Here is a 22011-nt window from a genome sequence, read left to right on the forward strand (position 1 = left end):
CACATTAGGCTTATTTGCTTCAGTTACTTTATCTATCTCATTGAGCTCATTATCCGTTTACTTTTACCTGCCAGCCTTCTGCATCCTGTTGTAATTGCCACAACCGAGCGTAGATACCTGAGTGATCTAACAAATGCGCATGAGTTCCTTGCTCTACGAGCTGACCTTGGTCCAATACAAGGATCTGATCGGCATTCTGAATGGTCTTTAATCGGTGTGCAATCAAAATAACCGTTTTATCCGCGACCAATTCATTAATCGCTTGCTGCACCGCGGCTTCGTTCTCCGGATCAAGTGAAGCGGTGGCTTCGTCGAGCAAGACGATCGATGCATTTTTCAACAAAGCACGTGCAATGGAGATCCGTTGCTTCTCCCCACCAGATAACGTCGATCCACCCTCGCCAACGAGCGTATCGTACCCTTGAGGCAGACCGGAGATAAATTCATGACAACAAGCTCTGCGTGCTGCCTTTTCAATCTCGTACTGCATAGCGTCTTTCTTCCCTACACGAATGTTGTTGCCGATTGTATCCTGGAACAGATACACGTCCTGGAAGACCACAGAGATATCCTGCAACAGCTTCTCGGGGTCCATCTGATCAACGGGTCTGCCACCAATGCGAATGGTTCCTTGCTGTACATCCCAGAAGCGGGCAATGAGACGTGTGACTGTACTCTTACCACTACCCGATGGGCCAACCAGCGCAGTAATGGTATGCGGTTCAACCGTAAAGGACAAGTCTTTCAAGACCGGCTGCCGCTCATCATATCCAAAGGTCACCTGGTCGAACGAAATGGCCTGATTAGGCTGTATATCTCCCTTTCCTGCCATCGGTGCTTCCTGCTGCACATCCATAATGCGCCTTGCACTATATGCGGAGTACCGCATCTCCCCATAACTCATCAGTACAACCGTCAAAGGTTCAAATATCTTCGTACCTACCAGCAAAAATAACAGAAATACCGGTAACGATAACTCACCGCCTGCAAGCAAATAACTGCCCACCAGAATCATCCACGTCATCCCCGATCGTGCAAGCAACATCGCGCCCATGATCATCGGTCCCATAATGCCTTCCAACCGAATGGAAGCTAATTTCAATTCGTCAAAAGAACGACGCAGCCGTTCAAAACGTTTGCCCCCCATATTGTGAGCCTTAATCTCACGAATACCGCTCAGATACTCCTGTAGCCGACTGGCGGCTTCGTTTTTGGCTCGAACATGGTTCTCACTCAGTCGTGCCTGAATGGAATCCGTAAGCCATAACAGAGCCACACCTAAGGGAACCGCAACAAACATGGCTACGGCCATTCTCCAATCCACCAATAGAAGTCCGCCAAAAGCGAGCACCGGAAGCACAATCGCGCTGATCAGCTGTGACAGATTGTGAGAGATCGTATGCTCGACCTGACCATAATCACTCAGGATTAGATTTGTCAGATCCCCAGGATCACGTTTTCCGAAAAATCCTAACGACAGATGGCGAATATGTTCCGCCAACTTCAACCTTCCTGAGGCCGCGAGGCTGTATGCTGCCCGATAGGTCTTATCATAGAGCGAAGCATACGCCGCATACTCCACCAGAAGCCAGGCAAACAGGATGCAGCATACAATCCACATTCGGTTGATATCCAGTCCTTTGTCCGGTTCAGCGAAAGACTTATAGATCGTATTGAATATATCCACAAGCAGCGCCGCAGGAACAATCTTTGCAATCCCGTCCAGAATCGCTGCAATTACCGAAGGAAGCAGACTACGCGGGTTACCGCCAGATATATTGTATAAATAATTCTTCATCGTCCTGTACCTCCAAGCTTCCAGGAAGCCGCACTGATATGGGCCTGCCACATGTGCTCATATACTCCGCCTAATGCACGCAATTGATCATGTGTCCCACGCTCGGCAATCGTTCCCTTGCGGATCACGAGTATTTGTTCGGCTGCACGAATCGTTGTTAGACGATGAGCAATAATCAGTACCGTTTTGCCTTGAACCAATTGGGCCAGACCTTGCTGGATCTTGTGTTCATTCTCTGCATCCGCGTAGGCCGTCGCTTCATCCAGGACCAGAATAGGAGCATTTTTGAGCAATGCTCGTGCAATCGCAATTCGCTGTGCTTCACCGCCGGATAGATACGTACCGCCTTCTCCGATTTTGGTGTCATATCCGGCATCCAGTTTCTCAATGAATTCATGACAGCAAGCAGTTTGAGCCGCAGCTATAACGTCCTGTTGTGAAGCTGATGTATTGCCCATCCGAATATTTTCTTCAATCGTATCGTAGAACAGATGTACATCCTGGAATACAAAGGACACGGTATCCATCAGTTTCTCCGTTCCCATCTCCTGAATCGGAATCCCGCCAATCGTAATCTCACCTTCCTGCACATCCCAAAAACGAAGTAATAGATTCGCAATGGTTGACTTCCCCCCACCAGAAGGTCCTACAAGTGCGGTCATCTCTCCTGCGTTGGCTACAAAATCAACCTGATCAAGTACAGGTTTATATGCTTCGCTCTCCTTACGTTCATAAGCAAAAGATACCTGACGAAAGGCAACCTCATATGTATCCGGAACTTTGGGCAACTCAGGTTCTTGTACAACCGGCTCGGCAAACACCGATTCTATCCGTTTCTGTCCTTCCACAATCTCTCGCATCCCACTACCCAGATACAATAACTTCAATAACGGAGCAGATAGACTCGGGGTAATGATCAGAAACAGAATAAACGTGATCGCAAACGACTGATTGCCCGCATTCCCACTCGACAGCAGAATACCCACCGGAACGATGAAGGTAAATAACGAGATCATGATTACAAAAAACAGCCCGTAGGATGTTTTACACAAATCTGTTATTTTCAATGAAATATCCCGATACCGCGTCACCGCCTGTTTAAACGTCAGAAACGAATCGGCTGTAATCCCAAATACTTTCACTGCCGGCATACCTCTCACGTATTCAACACCCGTCGCATTCATCTCTTCGATGGCAAGTTGAAAATCACGATAAGCCTGGCGGCCTTTTTCGCTGCGGAAGAGGCGACCTTGGAGCCAGAACCCGATTCCGATGGGAACCAAAAGCGTCAGCGCCATGCGATAATCAAGCCAGAACAGATATCCCAAGAGCATTAGTGGAATAACGATCGCACTTACCAGGTCCGGCAACTGATGGGCGATAAACTTCTCAATTTTCTCCACACTGACTTCGATGATCTTCTTGAGCTCACCGGTTGCCGTCCGGGTGTGATACCCCATGGGTACTTTGGCAACATGCTCAGCAAGTCTCACTCTGAGCTGGTACAAAATGTTGAACGCAGCGATGTGTGAGCACATCCCCCCGATATAGAGCGCAATAAGCCCTGCAATGAGGGCTACGAATGCGACGATCCCCCAATAGATCAACAGATCTTTGTCCATGGCAGAGGGTTGCCCCGCATGCGTTAGCAGTTCCTCAACGATCTTATACACTCCGACAAAAGGAACAATCTGCAACAGACTCGACAGGGTCGAGAAGATACTTGCTGTAATCAGCAGACCTTTACGCTCCTTTGTTACTTGCATTAGTCCGGACACTTCAGATGTGTTGTTCATCTCACCCCTCCTGATATTAATAATCATTCTCAATATAGCTCAGTGCTATATACGCACATTAATATCTCATAGAGCCCTGAATGATCACTACCTCTTCACGGAGTAATAATACCTCATCACGGATTATTGTTGTCTCACAGCTTCTTATAAGCCCTATTGGACATATGACCTCGTCGCTTAACTTGAGAATGACTGGTGAAGTATTTACATTCTTGCCAAGCAAAAAAATTGTTGTTGGAAAAAGTTTTCGTTTTTGCTTGTATAGATAAATGTGACTCATTTGAGCTGTAACCCTCGTAATATTTTCCATTTAGTATGGATAAATATGTGAAGGAGTTACTTACATCATTAAACTTCCGCCTATTGAATTCAACTGTTAGTATGTTATATTATATTTTAAAATGTTATAACATACAAAAGGAGTGATGCAATGCAATCGCCAGTATTAACTATTGGAGAACGGTTAAAAGAAATACGAGCAACTAGAAATCTTACACTTGAAGATGTTTCTAAACTTACTGATGTAAGTAAGCCTATGCTTGGACAAATTGAAAGAGGACAGTCTTCACCAACGATTACAACTCTTTGGAAAATCGCATTGGGCTTAAAAGTTCCTTTATCTTTATTATTGGAAGAGCTAGAAGATGAGTGCAGTGTGGTTGATACACGGTCCAAAGACGCTATCATTGAAAACGATGGAAAAATGAGAGCATTTCCTGTTTTTCCTTTTGACCCTACCCGTAACGTTGAAATATTTTATATCGAATTTGATCCTGGATGCCACCATCCATCTGAAAGGCACCTTGATGGTGTGGAAGAATATGTTTTTGTGGTACAAGGTATGTTAGAGCTCGTAGTCAACACAAAAAAAATTGTTCTAAAAGAAAATCAAGCACTCCGCTTTCGTGCTAATGTTTTTCATTCCTATAATAATCCCTATCAAGAACCATGTGTCATTTACAACATGATTTTTTACCCAAGAACATAGGCAAGTTTCATCTATGATCTTCTAGAAAATATTTTAAAATGAGGTGTGATGATTATGGCAATTGAAAAAGTAAAAGATTTTTTTAAACAATATGGTATGGATTCTCAAATTATCGAATTTGAAGTATCTAGTGCAACCGTGGAGCTGGCTGCAACTGCATTAGGTTGTGAGCCAGAGAGAATCGCAAAAACACTTTCTTTTATGGTGAATGGACAAGCTGTTTTAGTAGTTGCCGCCGGGGATGCAAAAGTGGATAACAAAAAATTCAAAGAGTATTTCAAAACAAAAGCAAAAATGCTTTCTCCTGAGGAAGCCATTGATATGGTTGGTCATGCCATTGGAGGTGTTTGTCCATTTGCTATCAAAAATGATGTTTCTGTTTATCTAGACATATCTCTAAAACGTTTTGAGACAATCTATCCAGCTTGCGGGAGTAGCAATAGTGCTATTGAACTTACAATAGAACAATTAGAAAAATACTCTAGTTATTCAGAGTGGATTGATGTATGTAAAGGATGGAATGATTGAGTTATAGTAGTTCTATATGGGGTAGCGCCAACATTTTGACTGTTTTATACGCTAAGTATTAGCGAACATTTGCTTAAAGCAGGAAAAATTCGCTGTCTTTGCGCCTTAACGTCCTTAACGTATATTTTCGTTAAAATGTTGGCTGTACCCTCAATCACTCATGGAATGCTTTCCAGAACGAGCCTTCTGTATTAATGATATCCTTGATCTGGACAAAAGGAATCGTAAACGTTGGAAACCCTGCCGCATAGGGCGCGATATCATATGGGTTGAAGTAGAGATGCAGAGCATCCGCTGTGACAAAAAACGGCTGATCCGCACTAATCCCCGTATAGGTGTCCGGAAACACATACGAGTATTGAGGATCGTTTTTGATCTGATCCCCCACAATCTGGCTTAACACTTTTACGTAATCACTATCCGGTTTAAATAAATCCTTCAGCTCATACAACTGACCATCCGTCAGATTAATGATCGCATAGATCATCGTAGGCATACCATGCGCTGCACCTGCCGGGTAGTTATAACCTGTGAGTTGCAGTTGCAGCAATTGCTGCTGATAAAACGTAATATCAAAATCCCCTGTATACGTGTAATCCAGCTGCTGATCGGCAGGGATCGGTTTAACCTGGGAGAGTTGCTTCAATTTGGCATTCAGCGCAAGCTGCTCCGCTTGGTTCGTTAATCCCTCCACCTGCGGATAATATACGAGGTAATCCCTGTTTGGTTTGTACTTCTCTTCGCGTACACGGTACGGCGGATGAAGCGGAACGAGGGTATTTTGACGCCAGATGATCTGTCCAGCCCGATTTACATACGATAAACGCTGGTCTACATAGGCCTTAATCAGATCTGGTGCCACGACCTCCAGCGTACCCGAACCTTTTACATGCGGATACCCAGCGGCAGGTCTTCCACTCAGATCCAACAGATAGGTCTGTCTTCCATCCGATGCGGAAGCAAGGCCGTTTTTGTAATTGCCTACTTCCCGATATAGGAACTCCGTAAGTCTTCTGCCATGGGTATCTGCAATCGCGTATACAGAGCCAATATACGGCTGTTCGGGATTTATTGCTTGCCCCAGCGCATAACGATGCTCGCCTAGTTCGCGGATGTCATTATATGCGGGTTGAATGATAAACGATCCTTGCGTATTAATAACACCATAGATCGATTTGTAATCCTCCGCTGTATTAACAATCGCTTGCCCGCCGCTAAAAGGAAATGCCGATGAAAACTTGGGCTGAATGCGAATATTACCCCGTTCGTCGATGTATCCATATTTGCCCGAGGTTTCTTTTTGAAAAGCAAGCAGTCCATCCCCCAGTGGTCCCACATAGGCATATGGATACGTTGCGAGCCGATGTCCATTGCGATTAATGAGCGCATATTCATTGTCCTTAATCTGCACAACCGCTTTGCCATCTTGAAAATCATTCGCCGAAGCGAACTGTGCAGGTATCACCTCATTGCCCGACGCATCCAAATAACCATACCGACTCACCGATCCATCTGCCTGACCAGGGTTTGAATCGTAAAATAACGCTCGACCGTCTTTCATATTTGAGATATACGGGTATGCCCGTTTGGTCAGGACCGTGCCTTGTTCATTAATCATCTTAAATCCTTGAGAATCAATCACCATCGCCCGTTCTTCAGAAAAGGAATTGATGGAATCGTATACAGGCTGAACGACATACTGCCCCTGAAGATTAATAACGCCGGCACGACCATCCTTCACAACCACAGCCAATCCATTGGGCTGAAACTCTTGCGCGTCATCCAGTACTGGCTCAAGCCGAATGTGGCCTTGAGCATCCATATACCCCCAACGCGTCCCACTCGTGGTTCGAACGGAGATTGGATATAGCCATGTTGCTACCCGGGCATGGCCTATAGGGACCATCGCCTGCTCAATTTTCTTTTCCAGCTCTTGTAGTACTTCTCTGGAAGGATACGCTTCCGGAAAACTGAGTGCCTTCTGAACGGAAGCGAGTGCTGCCGGATACTGGCCGGCATGGTACTGAGCATCCGCAAGGTAATACCAGTAAAAGATATAATCAGGATATTGCTTGGTTAGTTGCTCGTAATATTGCACCACTTTTGGATAATAGGTTGCATATACGTCCGGTGCAGGAACCCATTTCCCATTCTGCCAACGGATAATCTCCACACGATAAGCTTCACCTGTGTCATGTATCCAGAGTGCAATCTCCACTTTCCCATCTCGACCATGCGGACCAGGCATATCTATAATCTCTGCATAGCTATAATATAGATCGTCAGGCGCCAAATCTTTGAGCCCTGATTCCGTCCACTCATATACGGCAAGCTTAGACCAAATAGAACCAATCCGCCAACCGATAATGAGATTGTTCCTTGCCGTTGAAGTTACAGGGGCTGCAGTCATTAAAGTCACCCCATACCCCAATCCCTTAATTAGTGCCATCTTGATCCACTGTCCTTGAACAAATTTCAGAATGAGCAAATACAGCTCACCATTCAACTGATAGACTGCAGCAATCTCCGGCATACCGTCACCGGTAAGATCTGCCGCATAGATCGCTGGATGTTGAACAGGTTTATCAATAGTGACGACCGTTGCACCAGCCGGAATATGTTGATTCACAATTTGCGTTAACAGCGGTTCGCTCATGGACATCTCAGTTTCCTCCCTTATGACCGCATTCGCCTAATGGTATGCGTCATAAATCGGGATATGACATGTAATTCATTTTATATAAGTTGAACTAAAGAATATTCTCACTTACCACTCCGATAACAGAACAGCCTTCTGATTGCACTTATTCCCCGATTCTTTGATTCACTTTTTATATTATCTATCTTGCAAAGTTACTTTCTCTCCATTGATTAGCAGGTAGCTCACATCATTCACCGGAATGGTCTTAGGGGAAATCCACTTAATGAGATCCTGATCCAGCTGGAGGAAACCAGATGAGCCAGTCAACTTTGTACCATCCTTCAGGTGAACTTCAATACTCAAGTCCTCCACCCGAAACTTGCTCAGTGCCTCCCCTGTAAGCGTGACGCCAACTACGGAAAGGGTTACATTTGCCTGTGAGGCTCCATTTGCATCAAGCTGAACGTTGCCTGTTTTACTCAAACCATTTTGACTCAAGTTAAAAGTAGTTTTCCAATTTCCTCGCACAACTTCACTAATACTCGTAAAGCTGCCTTGAAGTCTCAGCTTATCTAATTCGTCAACAGCAGACAGATCATACACATACTCCTCATAATCTCCTCCATACCTGACCCGACCTTTCATATAGTGTCCATAACTAACGGAATATTCAGGTATATCGAGCTTTTGACCTTGCTCATCCGTGAAGTAGAAATATCCATGATTATACTCGCCAATCTCATTATCCGGATTAATCTGAATGTGCAACTTGCCATCCACAAAACCCATATTGGAAATATGCATCCAATCAATACCGGAAACGGGGATACTCGTTACATCCTGATGCAGTACCGGAATAGGATCAGTTTCCAATTGAATATCGGTTTGACCTCCCAAGCCACTTATACGATCTTGATCCAGGATATCAGAGTTATTGTTTTGCTTTTCTTGTAGCAACTGCTCCCAGTTCACTTGTACGTTGTAACCATCTTGTCGAGATGTACCCGACATCAACGTATTGATCTGAACGGTAATTCGATTTTTGCTGACTTTTCCTTGAATGAGGAATCGAACAATAGCCGTTTTTTTAGCTTCATCATAATGAATAATCTGAGCGTTGTTTGCATTACCTCCGGTTACCCTGTAATCATATACATCCAGTGTATCGTCAATGCGATGACCCGTCAGATCCGATAATGAAACATAGATTTCCGTTGTATCTCCGTCCCTGACAGCACCTATAACCTCCATTCGAATCCCTTGATCTTCACTCACCTGGTGGACAGGCTGAAGAATGCCAATCCGATCTGCACCTAGAAAATGAAGAATAGAAGGCAGGTCAATGATGCCCATGGATGCAGCTGCCCCTGTAACAAGACATAACGATAACGCAGCGGTTACAGGAATATAGATGGCTTTGCGATACCTTTTTCTTTTATTCATGGACTTCTTTGTCTGTGCAGATGGAGCGGATGGATATAATACAGGTGGATAAAATGATGTGTCTGATCTCGTAACGGTTGGTGGTTCATTCATCGCCAATTTATCATAGAACAACTTTTTAATATTAAAGAGGTTCTGCTCAGTGAATTCTTTCTCGGATTTTCGCATTTGATCGCCTCCTTTATTTCCTGTTCATCCACCATGTCCTCAATCGTTGCCTGGAGCGATAAAGCTTGTTATGGACTTGCCTAACGTGTAGGGACAATGCTTCCGATATCTCATGGGGTCTCTGTCCTTCGTAAAACCGACGTTTCATAATCTCCCGTTCCGGTTCTGGAAAAGATTCAATCATTTGATTAAGTTCCGTATATGTCTCTTTACTGATCATCTGAACCAACAAATCATCCGTTTGCACCGAATGAATCTCCTCTTCATATGTAAGCTCAGTTCTTCGATTAAGTTTCCGGTAGCGATCAATCGCTTTATGTTTTGTGATCGTTGCAAGGTAATTTTTCAGGCTACTTCGCCCAGATTGGAACGCATCCGGATTCTGCCAAAAAGCAAAAAATGTATCTGCTACGCATTCTTCAATCTCTTCTGTCGATGCATGATGTAGGATAGAATGAGCAATCTTCCATAACAAACCTGCATAGTGGTTCATCACCCATTCCATGGCCTCAGGATCACGATTCGCTACTGCCTTACGTATTTGTTCTTCTTCCACGATTATGTATCCCTCCCTTCCATGCTCATATCACGAATGCTCGTGTTGATCCGTGCTACCTACCCTATATTCGTTTAACAAATGACTTTTACTTACTCCACGATAAAAAAGATTTGCAGTGACCTAGAGGCCTTCTGCAAATCTTCTTATATTCTATAATACATCTTATTTATTACATCATATCGCTCTCATGGGCCTTCGCTTGGAATACTAACCATATTACGCCTCTTCTTGCACACTGAGCTGTACATATTGGGTGAGACGACAATACTGAAATAACAGCAGCTCTTCATTGCCTTGTCCAAGAGCCACGCTACGCCCTTCCTTGATAACGTGATTCAACAACTCATGCAGGAAACTCATCTGCAACTGTAAGGATTCCACTACGAGCTGCTCAAGCACCTCGATATCTCGGATTGCAAACTGAGATAACCCGCGCAGAAGTAACTCTTCTGACCAGCCGCTAATTTTCTGCATGAACTGATTATATTCTTCCAAGTCTCCCCATCCTTCCATTGCCGATATCCAGTTTCAGACTGAGCACCGTTTGACCCTTCAGGAAACTGATCGGGCTTATCCGTTTTGGCTCCACACGCACAAAGGCATAGAAGTGTTCAAGCGATTGGGAACCATATCCTGACTCCAGTCTTTGGATCATCGCCTGCCAGTCAGATGAATACGGGAGAGTGAGTGCCAGTCTTTCCCCTTCGGTATTCTCAACCGTCAGGACAAGCTCCTGCGTTTGTTTGACAAAGCTATGGTCCACAATTCGAGCAACTTTGATCACAGCCAATCGTTCTCTAGGAGCAGCAAACAAGTCGAACGATCGCGATTCCTCTTGAAGTACAGACGTTACATCTTGCATGGTTTTGCCCATATTCAACGTTTCCACACCCGTTCGTGGCAAAATCGCAAGTTTGGCACCTTCGCCGGAAGAGATCCGGCGTTCTTCATTCACTTTAACGGAATGGAATTGAACTTCTTCACCCACGAACTGGCGAAAGGTCAGATTAGGTAGCCATGGTGTGAATGCACCATAATGCTCTGTATATGAGAACTGCTGATCATCATAATATACAGCACGTACATCGCTATAGGTGTAGATTTCCTCATCATCGAAACAATAGAAGTAATAGGTGATTCCACGGAAACCGGATCGTGTCTCCCACGCATCAGCTCCCAGTCCATACAGGTGAAGTGAAGGAACCGTATAGTATTTACTTCGAAAACTGCCAATGAGCTGACTTTGCTGAATGACAGACACCTTTTTCTCTTCAAGAACCTGGAGTGCAAGATACAGCTTGCTTACCCGATCCAGCATGGATTGCATGGAGAAACGTATATGTCTGTTAAAAAACAACTGTAGTTCCCCTTGAATCCCTCGTAAACTGCGTTCTATGTCAGGCAGATTACCACTATGAGCTGCGATGGCCAAAGTCTCCAGTTGTGCCATATAGGACTGAGGAATACGGGCCAATCCCGTCTTCAACAATCCTGCCAGCATAGTGCGACATTCCTGCACCGTCTGCAAAGAGAACTTGGCTTCGTACACCCGTCCACTTAATGCATCCGTATCATCCAGGCCTTTTAGGTTCCGGTACCGTAGCAAAGCTTCAAGCTTGGCCATTTTCCCAGCTGTCTGCTGCACCTTACATAGTGCTTTTGCAAGGTTCGGTTCCTCAGTAAAAGACACCTCGATATTCTGGGTGGTCAGATGAACCGTAAGAAGTGAATCTTCAATGATCTTAATTTCCTCTGGGTATCTCAGTCGGAAAACAACTTCCTCAATCATGGAAGAACTATACGATTTAATTAACACGGTAAGGTCAGACTCTGTCATCCAGCGGAAGCGAGACTCGATCTCATTTGATACCGTATGCGGAATTTCGCTTGGATCGTCCACGTTTGATAATAAGTTTAAGTTTGTTACTGATTGTGTTACGGATACGTCTTTTGGTACGTCCAACGGATCATTATCCGGTATCCCTGAGTCCTTATTCAGCGCATGCTTCTCGTCCGCACACATCGCATCCTCTGACGAATGTTCCCGTTGATCATACAAAATTGCAATCAGCACATGTTTGCAGATATGATCGGCCGGGCAGGAGCATTCCCAATGATCCAGCGTATTTTCAAGCGTACATTGTGTCCCGTCACTGAGCTGACAACTCACAGATGATTCATTCCATGTGTACGTTACACTTACCCCATTGTCCAACTCTTTCAAAGACCTTTTGTACAACCCCTTATTGGCATACCGAATCAAATAATCCTCCGTACACAGCTTCGAAAAACTTCGGAATTTTTCCTTGAATCCACTCACGTCATCAACGCCCCGTTGCTCTCAGAATGTCGTAGATCGTTTCACTAAATACTCGACCTGGAACGTTGCCCAGAGCAATGGGTTTGTTGTCACCGTAGTAATAATATTGCTTGTTATTCGGTTTGAAGAAATGTAGGGATTCCAGTGTAATGTCATCCAGTCCTTCGTAATACGTAATGCTCGTACCGCTGAATTGCAATTCTGCAACAAGATCTCCGTACTCTTTATAAAATTCATGATACCAGCCGCCGTCCTGTGCCGGCCCTTTAATCCAGCCATATTTCTCCAGTGCTTTTGGGAAAGCCGTTGGTGAGAAATCAGACTCAGGCAGACGATCGTATTCACTCTTTGTCTTGTCCTCATCTTCAGGCTGATGGATTTCACGATTCAGTTGTTCAAACGGCTGTTTGATCTCGTAATCCTCCAACTGTGTTGTCCACCCTTCAAGGGTGGACTGATCCAGTTCCAACGGGTGTATAAGTCCCACCTGCGCACTTGAAGGCAGATCCACCTCATCCTCATCCACAGAATTGAAGGTGCCATCCTCCATATAACGGAACGTGCTGATCAGTGCGCCATCCTCATACGTTCCCCAGATCAGACCAACAGCAAATTTCTGCATAATTACATTTTGTACAAACAATGCTTTCCACTCATCGGCAGACCACAGACGTTGCTTGGACAATGACTCTTCCAGACGCTGCGCCTGAATGTTAACCATGGATTTGAGATCTTTTTTCAGCTGTGTGAAACGTGCCTTGGACTGCGCTGCCAATTCAGGATCGTCTTTCTGTGCAGGAGCAGGCAGACTCTTCACGGATTTGCCCGTTTCTTCATTGAGTACAACGACTTGCAAGTCTCCATTTACCTTAACAAGGAAGGAACGTTCTCCGTAACTCAGCTGTATAGTCCCTTTTTCATCAAAACCAAGCGTGGTAACAAGTCGATCTTCCAGTTGTTCCGGGGTAAGTCCCATATTATCCGCTGCAAGCTGCAACGCTTCTTCTGCTGCACCTTTCACCTGACGGTTCTTCACGCCACGTTTGATTTTATCGATCGCCATAAGAGCAGATGGATCTTTCAGATAAGCGAGCACTTTTACAGCATCTGCTGCAATCGCGCCACGGCTGTTTTCTGTCCATTCCTTAATTTGCGGAGCCAGAATATTCACAATCTGAATATCGCCAAAGAGTGCTGATACATACATCACCCATTTCTCTTTTGCAGGAGCACCTTCCTGAATCCAGACCTGAAGCAGTTCACTTGCAAAACGAGCGAGCGATGCCTCACTTACGTAATCTCGTAATTCATTCAACCGTTCATTAGGACCGGATGTATGATCCAATGATTGGACCAAAGCATACTGTTTAATCCGGTCATCTAAAGGCTGATTGTCTTCAATACGTATCAGTGAAGGGAGATCTTTCAAGGACAACCAGCTCAGTCTCGACAACTTTTTGGCATCCGCCTGATCAGCGAGTGCAGCATGGGCATACTCTGGACTTAGATCTGCGGTATCCAGCAGAATTTGGATCAAGCTCTTCCAATCGTCGGACTTCTCTTTCTTCAAAAGCTCACCGTACAGTTCCTTGCTGTTTTCCAGACTGCGGATTGCGGTCAGAGCCATTTCTTTGATCGCCACTTTTTTCTCTGAGAGGTATACGAGCGTATACAAGTCCTGATCCGGAATTCGGTTGAATTCCGCTAACGCCACGCCGTTGGCCTTTTTGGAAGAATCCTGCAATCCGGCACGAATCGCTTCGGCCAATATTTTCTTTGATAACTCATCACGCTGTTCAAAGGTAATCTCCAGAATTAAAATGCGTGTATCTGTTGGCAGTTTCTTGTACTGTGTCAGTGCATAGTCCAGATTCTGCTGAATGATTCGGCGGTATTCGTCATGCGGCATGGATTTATATCTGTAGTCGGTCATGCCATTGAGTGAGATCAGGCTGGTTAGCAATTTATCACGTTGCACCTCAGGATCTTGCCCATAACGTTGAAGTAGCTGCTCTCCACTAAACGCGTATGAATTGTACATGTCCGAGATAATATCCAGTGTCCAATCGGGATGAGTGGTCAGGATTGCGAACCTGCGCATCGCCTCCGAGTCCAAGGGCAGAAAACTAATACTAATGAGGTTGTGAACACGCTTCTTATCCCGATTCAGTTGATTAAACAACCCGCGACTATTCGGGTCCTCCCAATATTCCTCCAGGGTGTTTTCCCCACTTAAGTATCTTGCAATCGCAAGTCCTTGACGTCCCCCGTCCAAAGGATGCCGAAGAGCGTTAAATACCGCTTGCTCCAGTGAGCCCTCCGCATTAGGCAATGTCAATCCTTGATCCTCCATGAATTTCTGAATGCAGAGTTTCAGGAATGGCGGTTTGATAATCTCGTATGCTCGAATCGCTTGTTCAGGACGATTCGCGATCGCGGATTGTAGCATGTTCCAAGATACCGTGTACGAATTAAGCTCGTCCCGCAACATTTCAACCAACTGATAAGGTTCATCCAGAGGCACAAGTTCAGCAAGCAGATCATTTGGACTCTTGGCTCTAGGGTCCATACTCAGCAAGTAACGGCGAACTTCAAGTGGATAAATCTCATGTAATTGATGTATTGTGTGAAGCAAAACATGTCCGATCTCACTGTTCGTATCAAGGAATCGTTGTTTACCTCCGCTAATGTTAATCAGGTACAACAAGGCACCACTCACCAGTACCATAGTTTGATGGAATACTGTGTTTGAACATTGCTCTTTTGAAGAGAAAGACGTATTGGGATACAGCTCAGCTATGAGCTGACTGCGCTTTTCTTTGAGGAATTCATCCTTCAATTCTTGGGATGATCCGTTATGTTTTCCTTGAATATTACTGACCACTACAGGTTCAATCAACGTATGTAGCTCGTCCCGCAACTTATCTGCATCATTAGCCATCACATGTTGAAACAACACGGGTAACGATTGAGCAGAAGATTGAACCTCTGCAAGATGAGAAGCCGTGTCACTGAGTCTTGAATATAGTTGCAGCAGCATTAATGCATTAATTACATCCCGGTAATCCCCTTGACTGTCCGCTTTTTTGGAATCAAAAAGCCACTGGGCACGCTTTAATTTACTCTTTAATTCAGTCAAAATTTCGTTCTCGCCTGCAAACTGTTTGATCTTCTCCAACCGAGACAACAATCCATCCATGCGATCAGCGCTTTTGCTCTTCCCGCTTAATCCGTAAGCTTCGGAATCATTTCCCATACAGACAGTAAAGGCATCCGTTCTCCATGAATTTCTTTTGGAATAATTGGATTCCAGATATATCACAATAGCCCCGGCACGGTAAAAGATATCTCCGTCGTCTTTTTTGGCAAGCTTCATGAGCAGATCAATTGTTTGATACACATAATGACTCGAATTTCCCAACATATCCGGGAACTTGTCTGTCGTTCCCAAGACATAATCAATAATTTCGGAGCTTCGATCTGTTTTTAATGAATACTCGTTTGAACAAGTTACTGCGAATTTCTCCACCAAAGTTTCAACTGCGCGGTCTGCGGTAAGCATTACACATTCCTCCTTGAATTTAAGTGATGATCTCGCCAATCCAATCCGCGAGTTCGTTAGGCGTAATTGCTGCTACATGTGCCCCCATATTGGTTAATGTCTGTGCGGCATGTTTGTTATAGACTGAATCCCCGTTAAAATCGAGCGCGGTGAGAACCAGTAGCTTGCATCCTGCATCGATAATATCTTTACAGGCTTTATACATTTGCGCGATCGGGTACCCTTCCTCCAGATCACTGACCAGAATAAAGATGGTTTTGCCTGGATTATCGATTAACGTCTCGCCATATCGCAACGCTTTGGTAATATGTGTCCCCCCACCGAGCTGTACATTCATGAGCACGTCTACGGGGTCTTCCAGTCTATCGCTCAGATCAACAACCTGCGTATCAAATATGAATAATTTCGTGCGAAGCGCATTCAAGCGGTAGAAGATGCTGGCCATCACCGAACTGTAGATGACTGAATCCAGCATACTGCCACTCTCGTCCACACCAATGATGATGTTCCACTTGTTATGGGGCTGGATATTCCCGTCGAAATACAGACGATCAATCACAAACCTGCGCTTGTTTTTATCGTAATTCTTCAAATTCTTGGTGATAGTTCGCTTGAAATTCAGATTGCGCAAGGATCGTACTGAACTCGAGGTATAGCGACTGCGCTTGCCCATGATACTCGCTCGGGTCTGAGATTCCAGCTTGCTGCGGAGCTCTTCAACCACGGTTCGTACGATCTCCTTGGCGCTTTTTAACACCTCACCTTTCATCCGTCCTTTGAACTGCATAATGTTCTTGAGCAGATTCATGTTCGGTTCAAGGGATTCAAGCAGCTTTTTGTCCGTTAACAATTCTGTCAGCCCATAACGATCAAGCGCCTGTTTCTCCAATATTTCGACCGTTGGTTTGGGGAATAGGTCCCTGACTTTGTGCAGCCATTTCGGTACAGTCAGGTTAGACGCACCACGTCCTCCCTCTTTTCGATAACCTTGTTCTTCACCGTATTCACGGTTATAGAGATACCCCAGAATCTCATCGATTTCCGTATATTGAAATTCAGCAGAAGTGTATTGGTCTGTATTACACAACCCTTCTTCCGCCGATTCACCGAGAATCAGACGCCATCGATTTAAGGTTTCAGCAGAATGTTGATCCCCTCGGTTGCTTCCATCCGGATTGGAACTTTCATTGATATCTCTGGTTTCGCCCGTTCTCCGATTCGCTTCATTCATATTAGCTTCCATGTGGCAAACTCCTTTCGAAGCGCTTCGTCCCACGTCTTGGACTGGATCAGCATCTGCTCATCCACCGCAGGCCTTAACATCTCCTCTGGTTCAACCTGATGCAGACTCGCCACCCGTTCAGCAATCAAACCCGTCTCCATTGGTGTAAAGTAGGTGAATGCCAGCCGTAATTCCGGTACCATACTGATGAAATCGTCGTATGATAGCTGTTCAATCAAATAATTCAACTCAGACAAGAGCTGATCTTCATATAAAAAAGCGTCACGTGCTACAGTGAATACTCCCTGTAAAAAAAGTGCCGTTTGACGGGTCTGATCCGGTGTACCATGGATATACCCGCGAGCACGATCAACAATCTCATCCCTGGGCCTGTCACCGAGCCCTGAGGAAATAGCCACACACACACCCTCCAGCTGAGCCGGAAGCTGGTGATCAGACAGAAGCTCATTCAGGTGAATTCGGAATGTCTCATCCTGAAAATTCTCCTCTGATGACTCTGCGAGCATGGCTAGCAGCTTCAATCCCTGTATAATGGCTTCATGTTCATCGGGATTGGCTCTGGAGAGCTGTAACAACTTGTCCACGGCGTTCCTATAGGCTTCGGATACCAGATCAGGGAGATGTTGCTCGTCAGATAATCCCAGCAACCTGCGGTGTTGATGAATTCGGTTCAAGATATGCAGACTGTTACATAAGGATATAAAATTCCCGTCGGTTCTCAGCGCCGAGCGAACCTGTTCATAAAGTTTCATCGCTGTGTCCTGAAGTCCCATGAGCAGCGCTTGAAGCATGAGTCGGGCAAGTTCACCGCTATGATGATCCGGTACTTCCTGCATCTGTTCTTCCATTTTGCGTGTAGCCGCCCCGGCAAGTGTTCCGCCATAGAGAGAGTTCTCTATCAATCTGGCTTCAATGCGAGATGAGTACATATAAACCCAGGTTTCGCGAACAAGATTCATATCACGCTCTGCGATCCAGTCCGGGCCCGATTGCCGTTTCGCGAATTCCGGAACCAGATAGGTGATGCATTGAATCAATTGGCTTATCTGACGATGCTCCGGTTTCGCATACAGATCAAGCACTTTCTTGTGTTGACCTGTTGTGCGAATCTGCAGTTTGTACTCTGTACAACGCGCCTTGAAGTCCTCCACGATGGGAATACTGAATGAATTGGGAGCCACGCTTCCAATGACGTCTCCTGTCAATAACTGCTGCAGCTCTTGCAGCGGTTTATCGGTAGCCAAGGTAAGCTCCCCCTTCACAAAGGAAGAGAGTGCGGCATCCATTAACTCATAGACGCCGCCTTCCCTCTTACCACGAAGCCCGGCAAGCCCCTGAATCATACTGTATGCCTCAATTGCATCACTGGTTGATACATGCTCGTGTCCGTCCCGTAATTGGCGCATCAGCCGGGATAACAAGTCCAGAGCCGTTAGATTATACGGTGTACTCTTTTTGCGAAGCAGCTGGTTCCAGATCTGATCGTAATAATTTACATAAGGCATGCCGCTCGCATATCCATTGAGCCGATCCGCTTCAGCAAAGGTATAGACCATCGGGTACATTTGTTGGTGAACCGTATCTGGATTAACCGCACTTTGTTGAGACGTACCTGGTTTACCTTGTCCATCCAAACGTTGGTCTGCATGCTGTTTATCCATTTCTGGCTGTTCCAATTGGGATTCATGTTGCTCTGACATCAACAGTCCATACGTATGAAATCCACCGGTAATGACAAGCACACGGTCATGCTCCTGCACCGCTTGATTAATACGTTGTCTCATATGTGCTTCTCTTGCCAGATCACCTGTAGATTGTAATCGTTCCGTGGAATAACACATTCGGGATAAAGTACAATACGTGAATACATCCTGCACGAATTCCTCAGTAGATTTCTCCAGGCCACCGATCTCAAACACCTTTTCCCACAATTCATCAAAACTGCGACAGTTTGTTTTTTGACACAACCGGTTAATGAAGTCAGACCCCGCAAGCAAGGTTTCGTCCTGAATGGAGATCTCCTTTTGTTCTGTCTGGCCGGATTTGGGTGCACGACTGGAGAAGTGTTGATAGTCCAGATCAATAAACTTCGCCGGAATGTCCAGCCGTTTTGCTTCTTTCAAAGCTACATATTCAGGCGAATAACGAAGCATCGGATAATAGCAGGCTTCTCTCTCCAATTCACTCTCATAGGTATAGTACAGACTGACAGGAGGTATCGTTGCCTCATCACTCAGTACCGAAATTAATGGATTACCGCTCTCTGGTCCTTCGATCAGAATGATATCCGGCTTGTACTCCCCGATTAATCGTAACAAGTGATATGAACATGCAGGGCTATGGTGTCGTATTGGATAATAAACCGTATGATTACTCAGGTTATATACCTGGGACTCGAACAAGAATTGTAACTGCTCAACATCAGGGTCCAGAACTGCTGTTAACCGATCCATTTTCTCTCCTCATAATAGTCCTTCCACATTCCCTCTTCTCTAGAACGCTCTTTTACGACCTTGGAGAAATAGGTTTTGAGAATGGACAGATCCTTGTCGTTTTCCTTTGCAATGGTACCCAGCATGTTCTGCACCAACCGATCCAGTGCAATAGCCTTATCTTCGTAATAATAAGAAGTCATCGCACTCTGGACATAGACAGACACCGCTTCCGCTGTACTCATGGATGCTTGAGGGGTATCGAGCTTGTATCCTTCCCGTGTCATGCCGGTGCGCAGTTCCATAAATGTTGTAGCCAGTAATTCAACCACATCAGGGTTAATGTCAATATCAATTCCACTATGTAATAACAGGCTTCGTGCCTGGGACTCAATGATTTTGGCTTCCATCTTCACGTTATGAATGGGCTTGATCGTTTCAAAATTGAACCGACGTTTCAATGCACCACTCATTTCGTTAACACCTTTATCCCGAATATTAGCTGTAGCAATGACGTTAAATCCTGGTTGGGCAAACAGTACACCACCATCGAGTTCAGGAATGCTCATGACCTTGTCACTGAGAATACTGATCAGACTATCCTGTGCTTCGGCGGGACAACGTGTAATCTCTTCAAAACGGGTAAGAATACCTTTCTTCATGCCGTTATATAACGGTGATGGCACAAGTGCCGCTTCCGAAGGGCCTTTATCAAGCAACATGGCGTAATTCCAGGAATACTTAATCATATCTTCTGTTGTGCCTGCTGTACCTTGAATCGTGTTTAGACTGGTACCGGAGATTGCTGCGGTCAGCAGTTCGCTCAGCATAGTTTTGGCTGTCCCGGGTTCCCCCACGAGCATTAATCCTCGATTGCCTGCCAGAGTAACCACTGCACGTTCAATTAACACGTCATTGCCATAGAATTTGCGGGTAATCGGAATCTCTTCTCCATTCAATAACGCAGGCTTATCCCTGCCAATAATAAAATCGCGCACATAGGCGGGAGATAACAGCCAGTTCGGGGGACGTTTCCCCTGATCTTCCTCTCGAAGCGCACGTAATTCAACCTCGTATAATGTCTCGGCGGGTGGTTTGAGCATCTCCATCGTCAAGGTGTCTCCTCTCAATTAAACAGATCGTATGTTCTTATTCCTATCATTTTATCACAGCCCTCGAACAACTACCCGGTAAAACGATAAAAATGGTTGAAACGTCCTTCTTATCAGCACTCTTCCTAAGTCCATGGACATAGCCTCTAGCGCAAGTATGAAGATAAAACATCCTTACAGCCGTGCCAACACACTGGTTTCGGATCCGAATCAGCATGCTTATTACCCATGTAAACGCATTGTAGGCCATATGACCTCAGGATTCATTAAACTTTCGATCATGTGTTTCAACCAAATGAAGCTGAATATCACAAAGAAAACACAGGCCATTAGCAGCCTGTGTTTTCTTATATGTTCAAATTTCACCCAACATCTATGAATTTTAATCGAAACTGACCAATCTCTCAGAATTCCCTACTTACATTCTACGCCCGCATGAAGCGGAATACAGCTCGTACCACTCATAACGGGTAAGCTCAATATTCGTTGCATCACGGCAGGCCAGAATACGTTCTGGTCGAATTGAACCAATGACAGGTTGTATCCCTGCTGGATGCCTCATTAACCAAGCCAGTACAATAGACTCCGGTGTAACTCCACGCTCCTTAGCCATTCGATCAACCAATTGAGCCGTATGCTCAATCTCAGCGCGCTGTCCCTCAACTACCCTGCCAGTAAATCGCCCTTGAGCAAGTGGACCCCAAGCTTGCAGTTGAATATGCTCTGCCTGACAATATTCCATCGTGCCATAGGGAAACACGTTGTCTCTGGCTTGCGGCCGATTTACCGTCACACCAGCTTCTACGAATCCGATTTTGTCCAGACTCATCTCCAGCTGGTTCACAATCAGAGGTACTTTACTATGAAGCTGAAGAAGACGAATCTGTTCAGAACCCATGTTAGACACACCAAAATGGCGCACTTTACCGGAATGATGCAGCTCAGCCAGTGCTTCTCCAATCTCTTGCGGATGGGCAAGTGGATCAGGACGATGTAACAGCAAAATATCCAGATAATCGATTCCGAGCCGTTCCAGGATACCGTCCACACTCGCCAGAATATGTGCACCTGAGGTGTCATAACGCTGCGGTCCTTCATCATCACCCACAAGACGTATACCACATTTCGACTGTATAATGATCTGTTCACGCAAGCCGGGAGTTTCGGATAAAACTCGCCCCAAGACATGCTCTGCCTTACCACGTGTGTAAATATCCGCCAGATCAAAGTGATTAATGCCTATTTCGAGAGCTGCTTCTACCGCTCGATGACCTTCCACAACAAGATCTGAAGTAATGGGAAGACCATCCCATTCACCACCAAACCGCATACAGCCAAGAACCATTCGACTTGCCGGAATCTGGTGATGATGCAAAGGAAGTTTTGCGTAAGACATGTCAGCGTTCACCTCATTTTCATTT

The 22011-nt window shown here is 45.3% G+C and carries 14 protein-coding genes; 2 read left to right on the forward strand and 12 right to left on the reverse strand.

All coding sequences use genetic code 11. The features are described from left to right. Window positions 1-49: 49 nt before the first annotated feature. The gene (locus AC6CIF_RS15800; protein ID WP_498200361.1) at window positions 50-1798 is read right to left on the reverse strand and encodes an ABC transporter ATP-binding protein; all 1749 of its coding nucleotides are present in this window, start codon (window positions 1796-1798) and stop codon (window positions 50-52) included. Continuing rightward, window positions 1795-3594: an ABC transporter ATP-binding protein gene (locus tag AC6CIF_RS15805; RefSeq protein WP_498200363.1), complete on the reverse strand. Its 1800-nt coding sequence runs from the start codon at window positions 3592-3594 to the stop codon at window positions 1795-1797. The genes AC6CIF_RS15800 and AC6CIF_RS15805 overlap by 4 nt, the downstream gene beginning before the upstream one ends. Before the next feature lie 430 nt (window positions 3595-4024). Between AC6CIF_RS15805 and AC6CIF_RS15810 the strand changes: the two genes are divergently transcribed. Both AC6CIF_RS15810 and AC6CIF_RS15815 read left to right on the forward strand, forming a co-directional pair. Next, window positions 4025-4582 carry a helix-turn-helix domain-containing protein gene (locus AC6CIF_RS15810; protein WP_498200365.1) on the forward strand — a complete coding sequence of 186 codons (558 nt, stop codon included), beginning with the start codon at window positions 4025-4027 and terminating at the stop codon, window positions 4580-4582. A gap of 54 nt (window positions 4583-4636) precedes the next feature. Then, on the forward strand, window positions 4637-5110 hold the full coding sequence (locus AC6CIF_RS15815; protein WP_498200367.1) for a YbaK/EbsC family protein: 474 nt from the start codon (window positions 4637-4639) through the stop codon (window positions 5108-5110). 154 nt (window positions 5111-5264) lie between these two features. Here the strand turns inward: AC6CIF_RS15815 and AC6CIF_RS15820 are convergent, their stop codons facing one another. From AC6CIF_RS15820 to AC6CIF_RS15865, 10 genes are all read right to left on the reverse strand, one after another. Next, entirely contained in the window at window positions 5265-7772 is a 2508-nt protein-coding gene (locus AC6CIF_RS15820) for a WG repeat-containing protein (RefSeq protein WP_498200369.1), read from the reverse strand. Window positions 7773-7946: 174 nt separating this feature from the next. Then, a complete protein-coding gene (locus AC6CIF_RS15825) occupies window positions 7947-9362 on the reverse strand; it encodes a hypothetical protein (RefSeq protein ID WP_498200370.1) in 1416 nt (471 codons plus the stop codon). Between the two features lie 13 nt (window positions 9363-9375). Continuing rightward, window positions 9376-9918: a sigma-70 family RNA polymerase sigma factor gene (locus AC6CIF_RS15830; RefSeq protein ID WP_211083611.1), complete on the reverse strand. Its 543-nt coding sequence runs from the start codon at window positions 9916-9918 to the stop codon at window positions 9376-9378. Window positions 9919-10137: 219 nt separating this feature from the next. Further along, window positions 10138-10416 carry a hypothetical protein gene (locus tag AC6CIF_RS15835; RefSeq protein WP_498200371.1) on the reverse strand — a complete coding sequence of 93 codons (279 nt, stop codon included), beginning with the start codon at window positions 10414-10416 and terminating at the stop codon, window positions 10138-10140. Further along, entirely contained in the window at window positions 10403-12241 is a 1839-nt protein-coding gene (locus tag AC6CIF_RS15840; RefSeq protein WP_498200372.1) for a hypothetical protein, read from the reverse strand. The genes AC6CIF_RS15835 and AC6CIF_RS15840 overlap by 14 nt, the downstream gene beginning before the upstream one ends. A 4-nt stretch (window positions 12242-12245) precedes the next feature. Next, window positions 12246-15803 (reverse strand): DUF4132 domain-containing protein, encoded by a 3558-nt coding sequence (locus AC6CIF_RS15845; protein ID WP_498200373.1) that lies wholly within the window; start codon window positions 15801-15803, stop codon window positions 12246-12248. 19 nt (window positions 15804-15822) lie between these two features. Beyond that, window positions 15823-17046 (reverse strand): VWA domain-containing protein, encoded by a 1224-nt coding sequence (locus AC6CIF_RS15850; protein WP_498200374.1) that lies wholly within the window; start codon window positions 17044-17046, stop codon window positions 15823-15825. After that, complete coding sequence (locus tag AC6CIF_RS15855; protein ID WP_498200376.1) at window positions 17031-19499, reverse strand: DUF5682 family protein; 2469 nt, start codon at window positions 19497-19499, stop codon at window positions 17031-17033. Before AC6CIF_RS15855 ends, AC6CIF_RS15850 begins: the two co-directional genes overlap by 16 nt. Beyond that, a complete protein-coding gene (locus AC6CIF_RS15860) occupies window positions 19487-20587 on the reverse strand; it encodes an ATP-binding protein (RefSeq protein WP_124115120.1) in 1101 nt (366 codons plus the stop codon). Before AC6CIF_RS15860 ends, AC6CIF_RS15855 begins: the two co-directional genes overlap by 13 nt. A 421-nt stretch (window positions 20588-21008) precedes the next feature. Then, on the reverse strand, window positions 21009-21986 hold the full coding sequence (locus AC6CIF_RS15865; RefSeq protein WP_498200377.1) for an aldo/keto reductase: 978 nt from the start codon (window positions 21984-21986) through the stop codon (window positions 21009-21011). Window positions 21987-22011 lie beyond the last annotated feature (25 nt).

This window comes from Paenibacillus sp. GQ49 (assembly GCF_059759055.1).

Bases quoted from the DNA above. Each gene is read 5' to 3' on its own strand.
- AC6CIF_RS15800 (WP_498200361.1), bottom strand. From the start codon at position 1,798: ATGAAGAATTATTTATACAATATATCTGGCGGTAACCCGCGTAGTCTG.
- AC6CIF_RS15805 (WP_498200363.1), bottom strand. From the start codon at position 3,594: ATGAACAACACATCTGAAGTGTCCGGACTAATGCAAGTAACAAAGGAG.
- AC6CIF_RS15810 (WP_498200365.1), top strand. From the start codon at position 4,025: ATGCAATCGCCAGTATTAACTATTGGAGAACGGTTAAAAGAAATACGA.
- AC6CIF_RS15815 (WP_498200367.1), top strand. From the start codon at position 4,637: ATGGCAATTGAAAAAGTAAAAGATTTTTTTAAACAATATGGTATGGAT.
- AC6CIF_RS15820 (WP_498200369.1), bottom strand. From the start codon at position 7,772: ATGTCCATGAGCGAACCGCTGTTAACGCAAATTGTGAATCAACATATT.
- AC6CIF_RS15825 (WP_498200370.1), bottom strand. From the start codon at position 9,362: ATGCGAAAATCCGAGAAAGAATTCACTGAGCAGAACCTCTTTAATATT.
- AC6CIF_RS15845 (WP_498200373.1), bottom strand. From the start codon at position 15,803: ATGCTTACCGCAGACCGCGCAGTTGAAACTTTGGTGGAGAAATTCGCA.
- AC6CIF_RS15850 (WP_498200374.1), bottom strand. From the start codon at position 17,046: ATGGAAGCTAATATGAATGAAGCGAATCGGAGAACGGGCGAAACCAGA.
- AC6CIF_RS15855 (WP_498200376.1), bottom strand. From the start codon at position 19,499: ATGGATCGGTTAACAGCAGTTCTGGACCCTGATGTTGAGCAGTTACAA.
- AC6CIF_RS15860 (WP_124115120.1), bottom strand. From the start codon at position 20,587: ATGGAGATGCTCAAACCACCCGCCGAGACATTATACGAGGTTGAATTA.
- AC6CIF_RS15865 (WP_498200377.1), bottom strand. From the start codon at position 21,986: ATGTCTTACGCAAAACTTCCTTTGCATCATCACCAGATTCCGGCAAGT.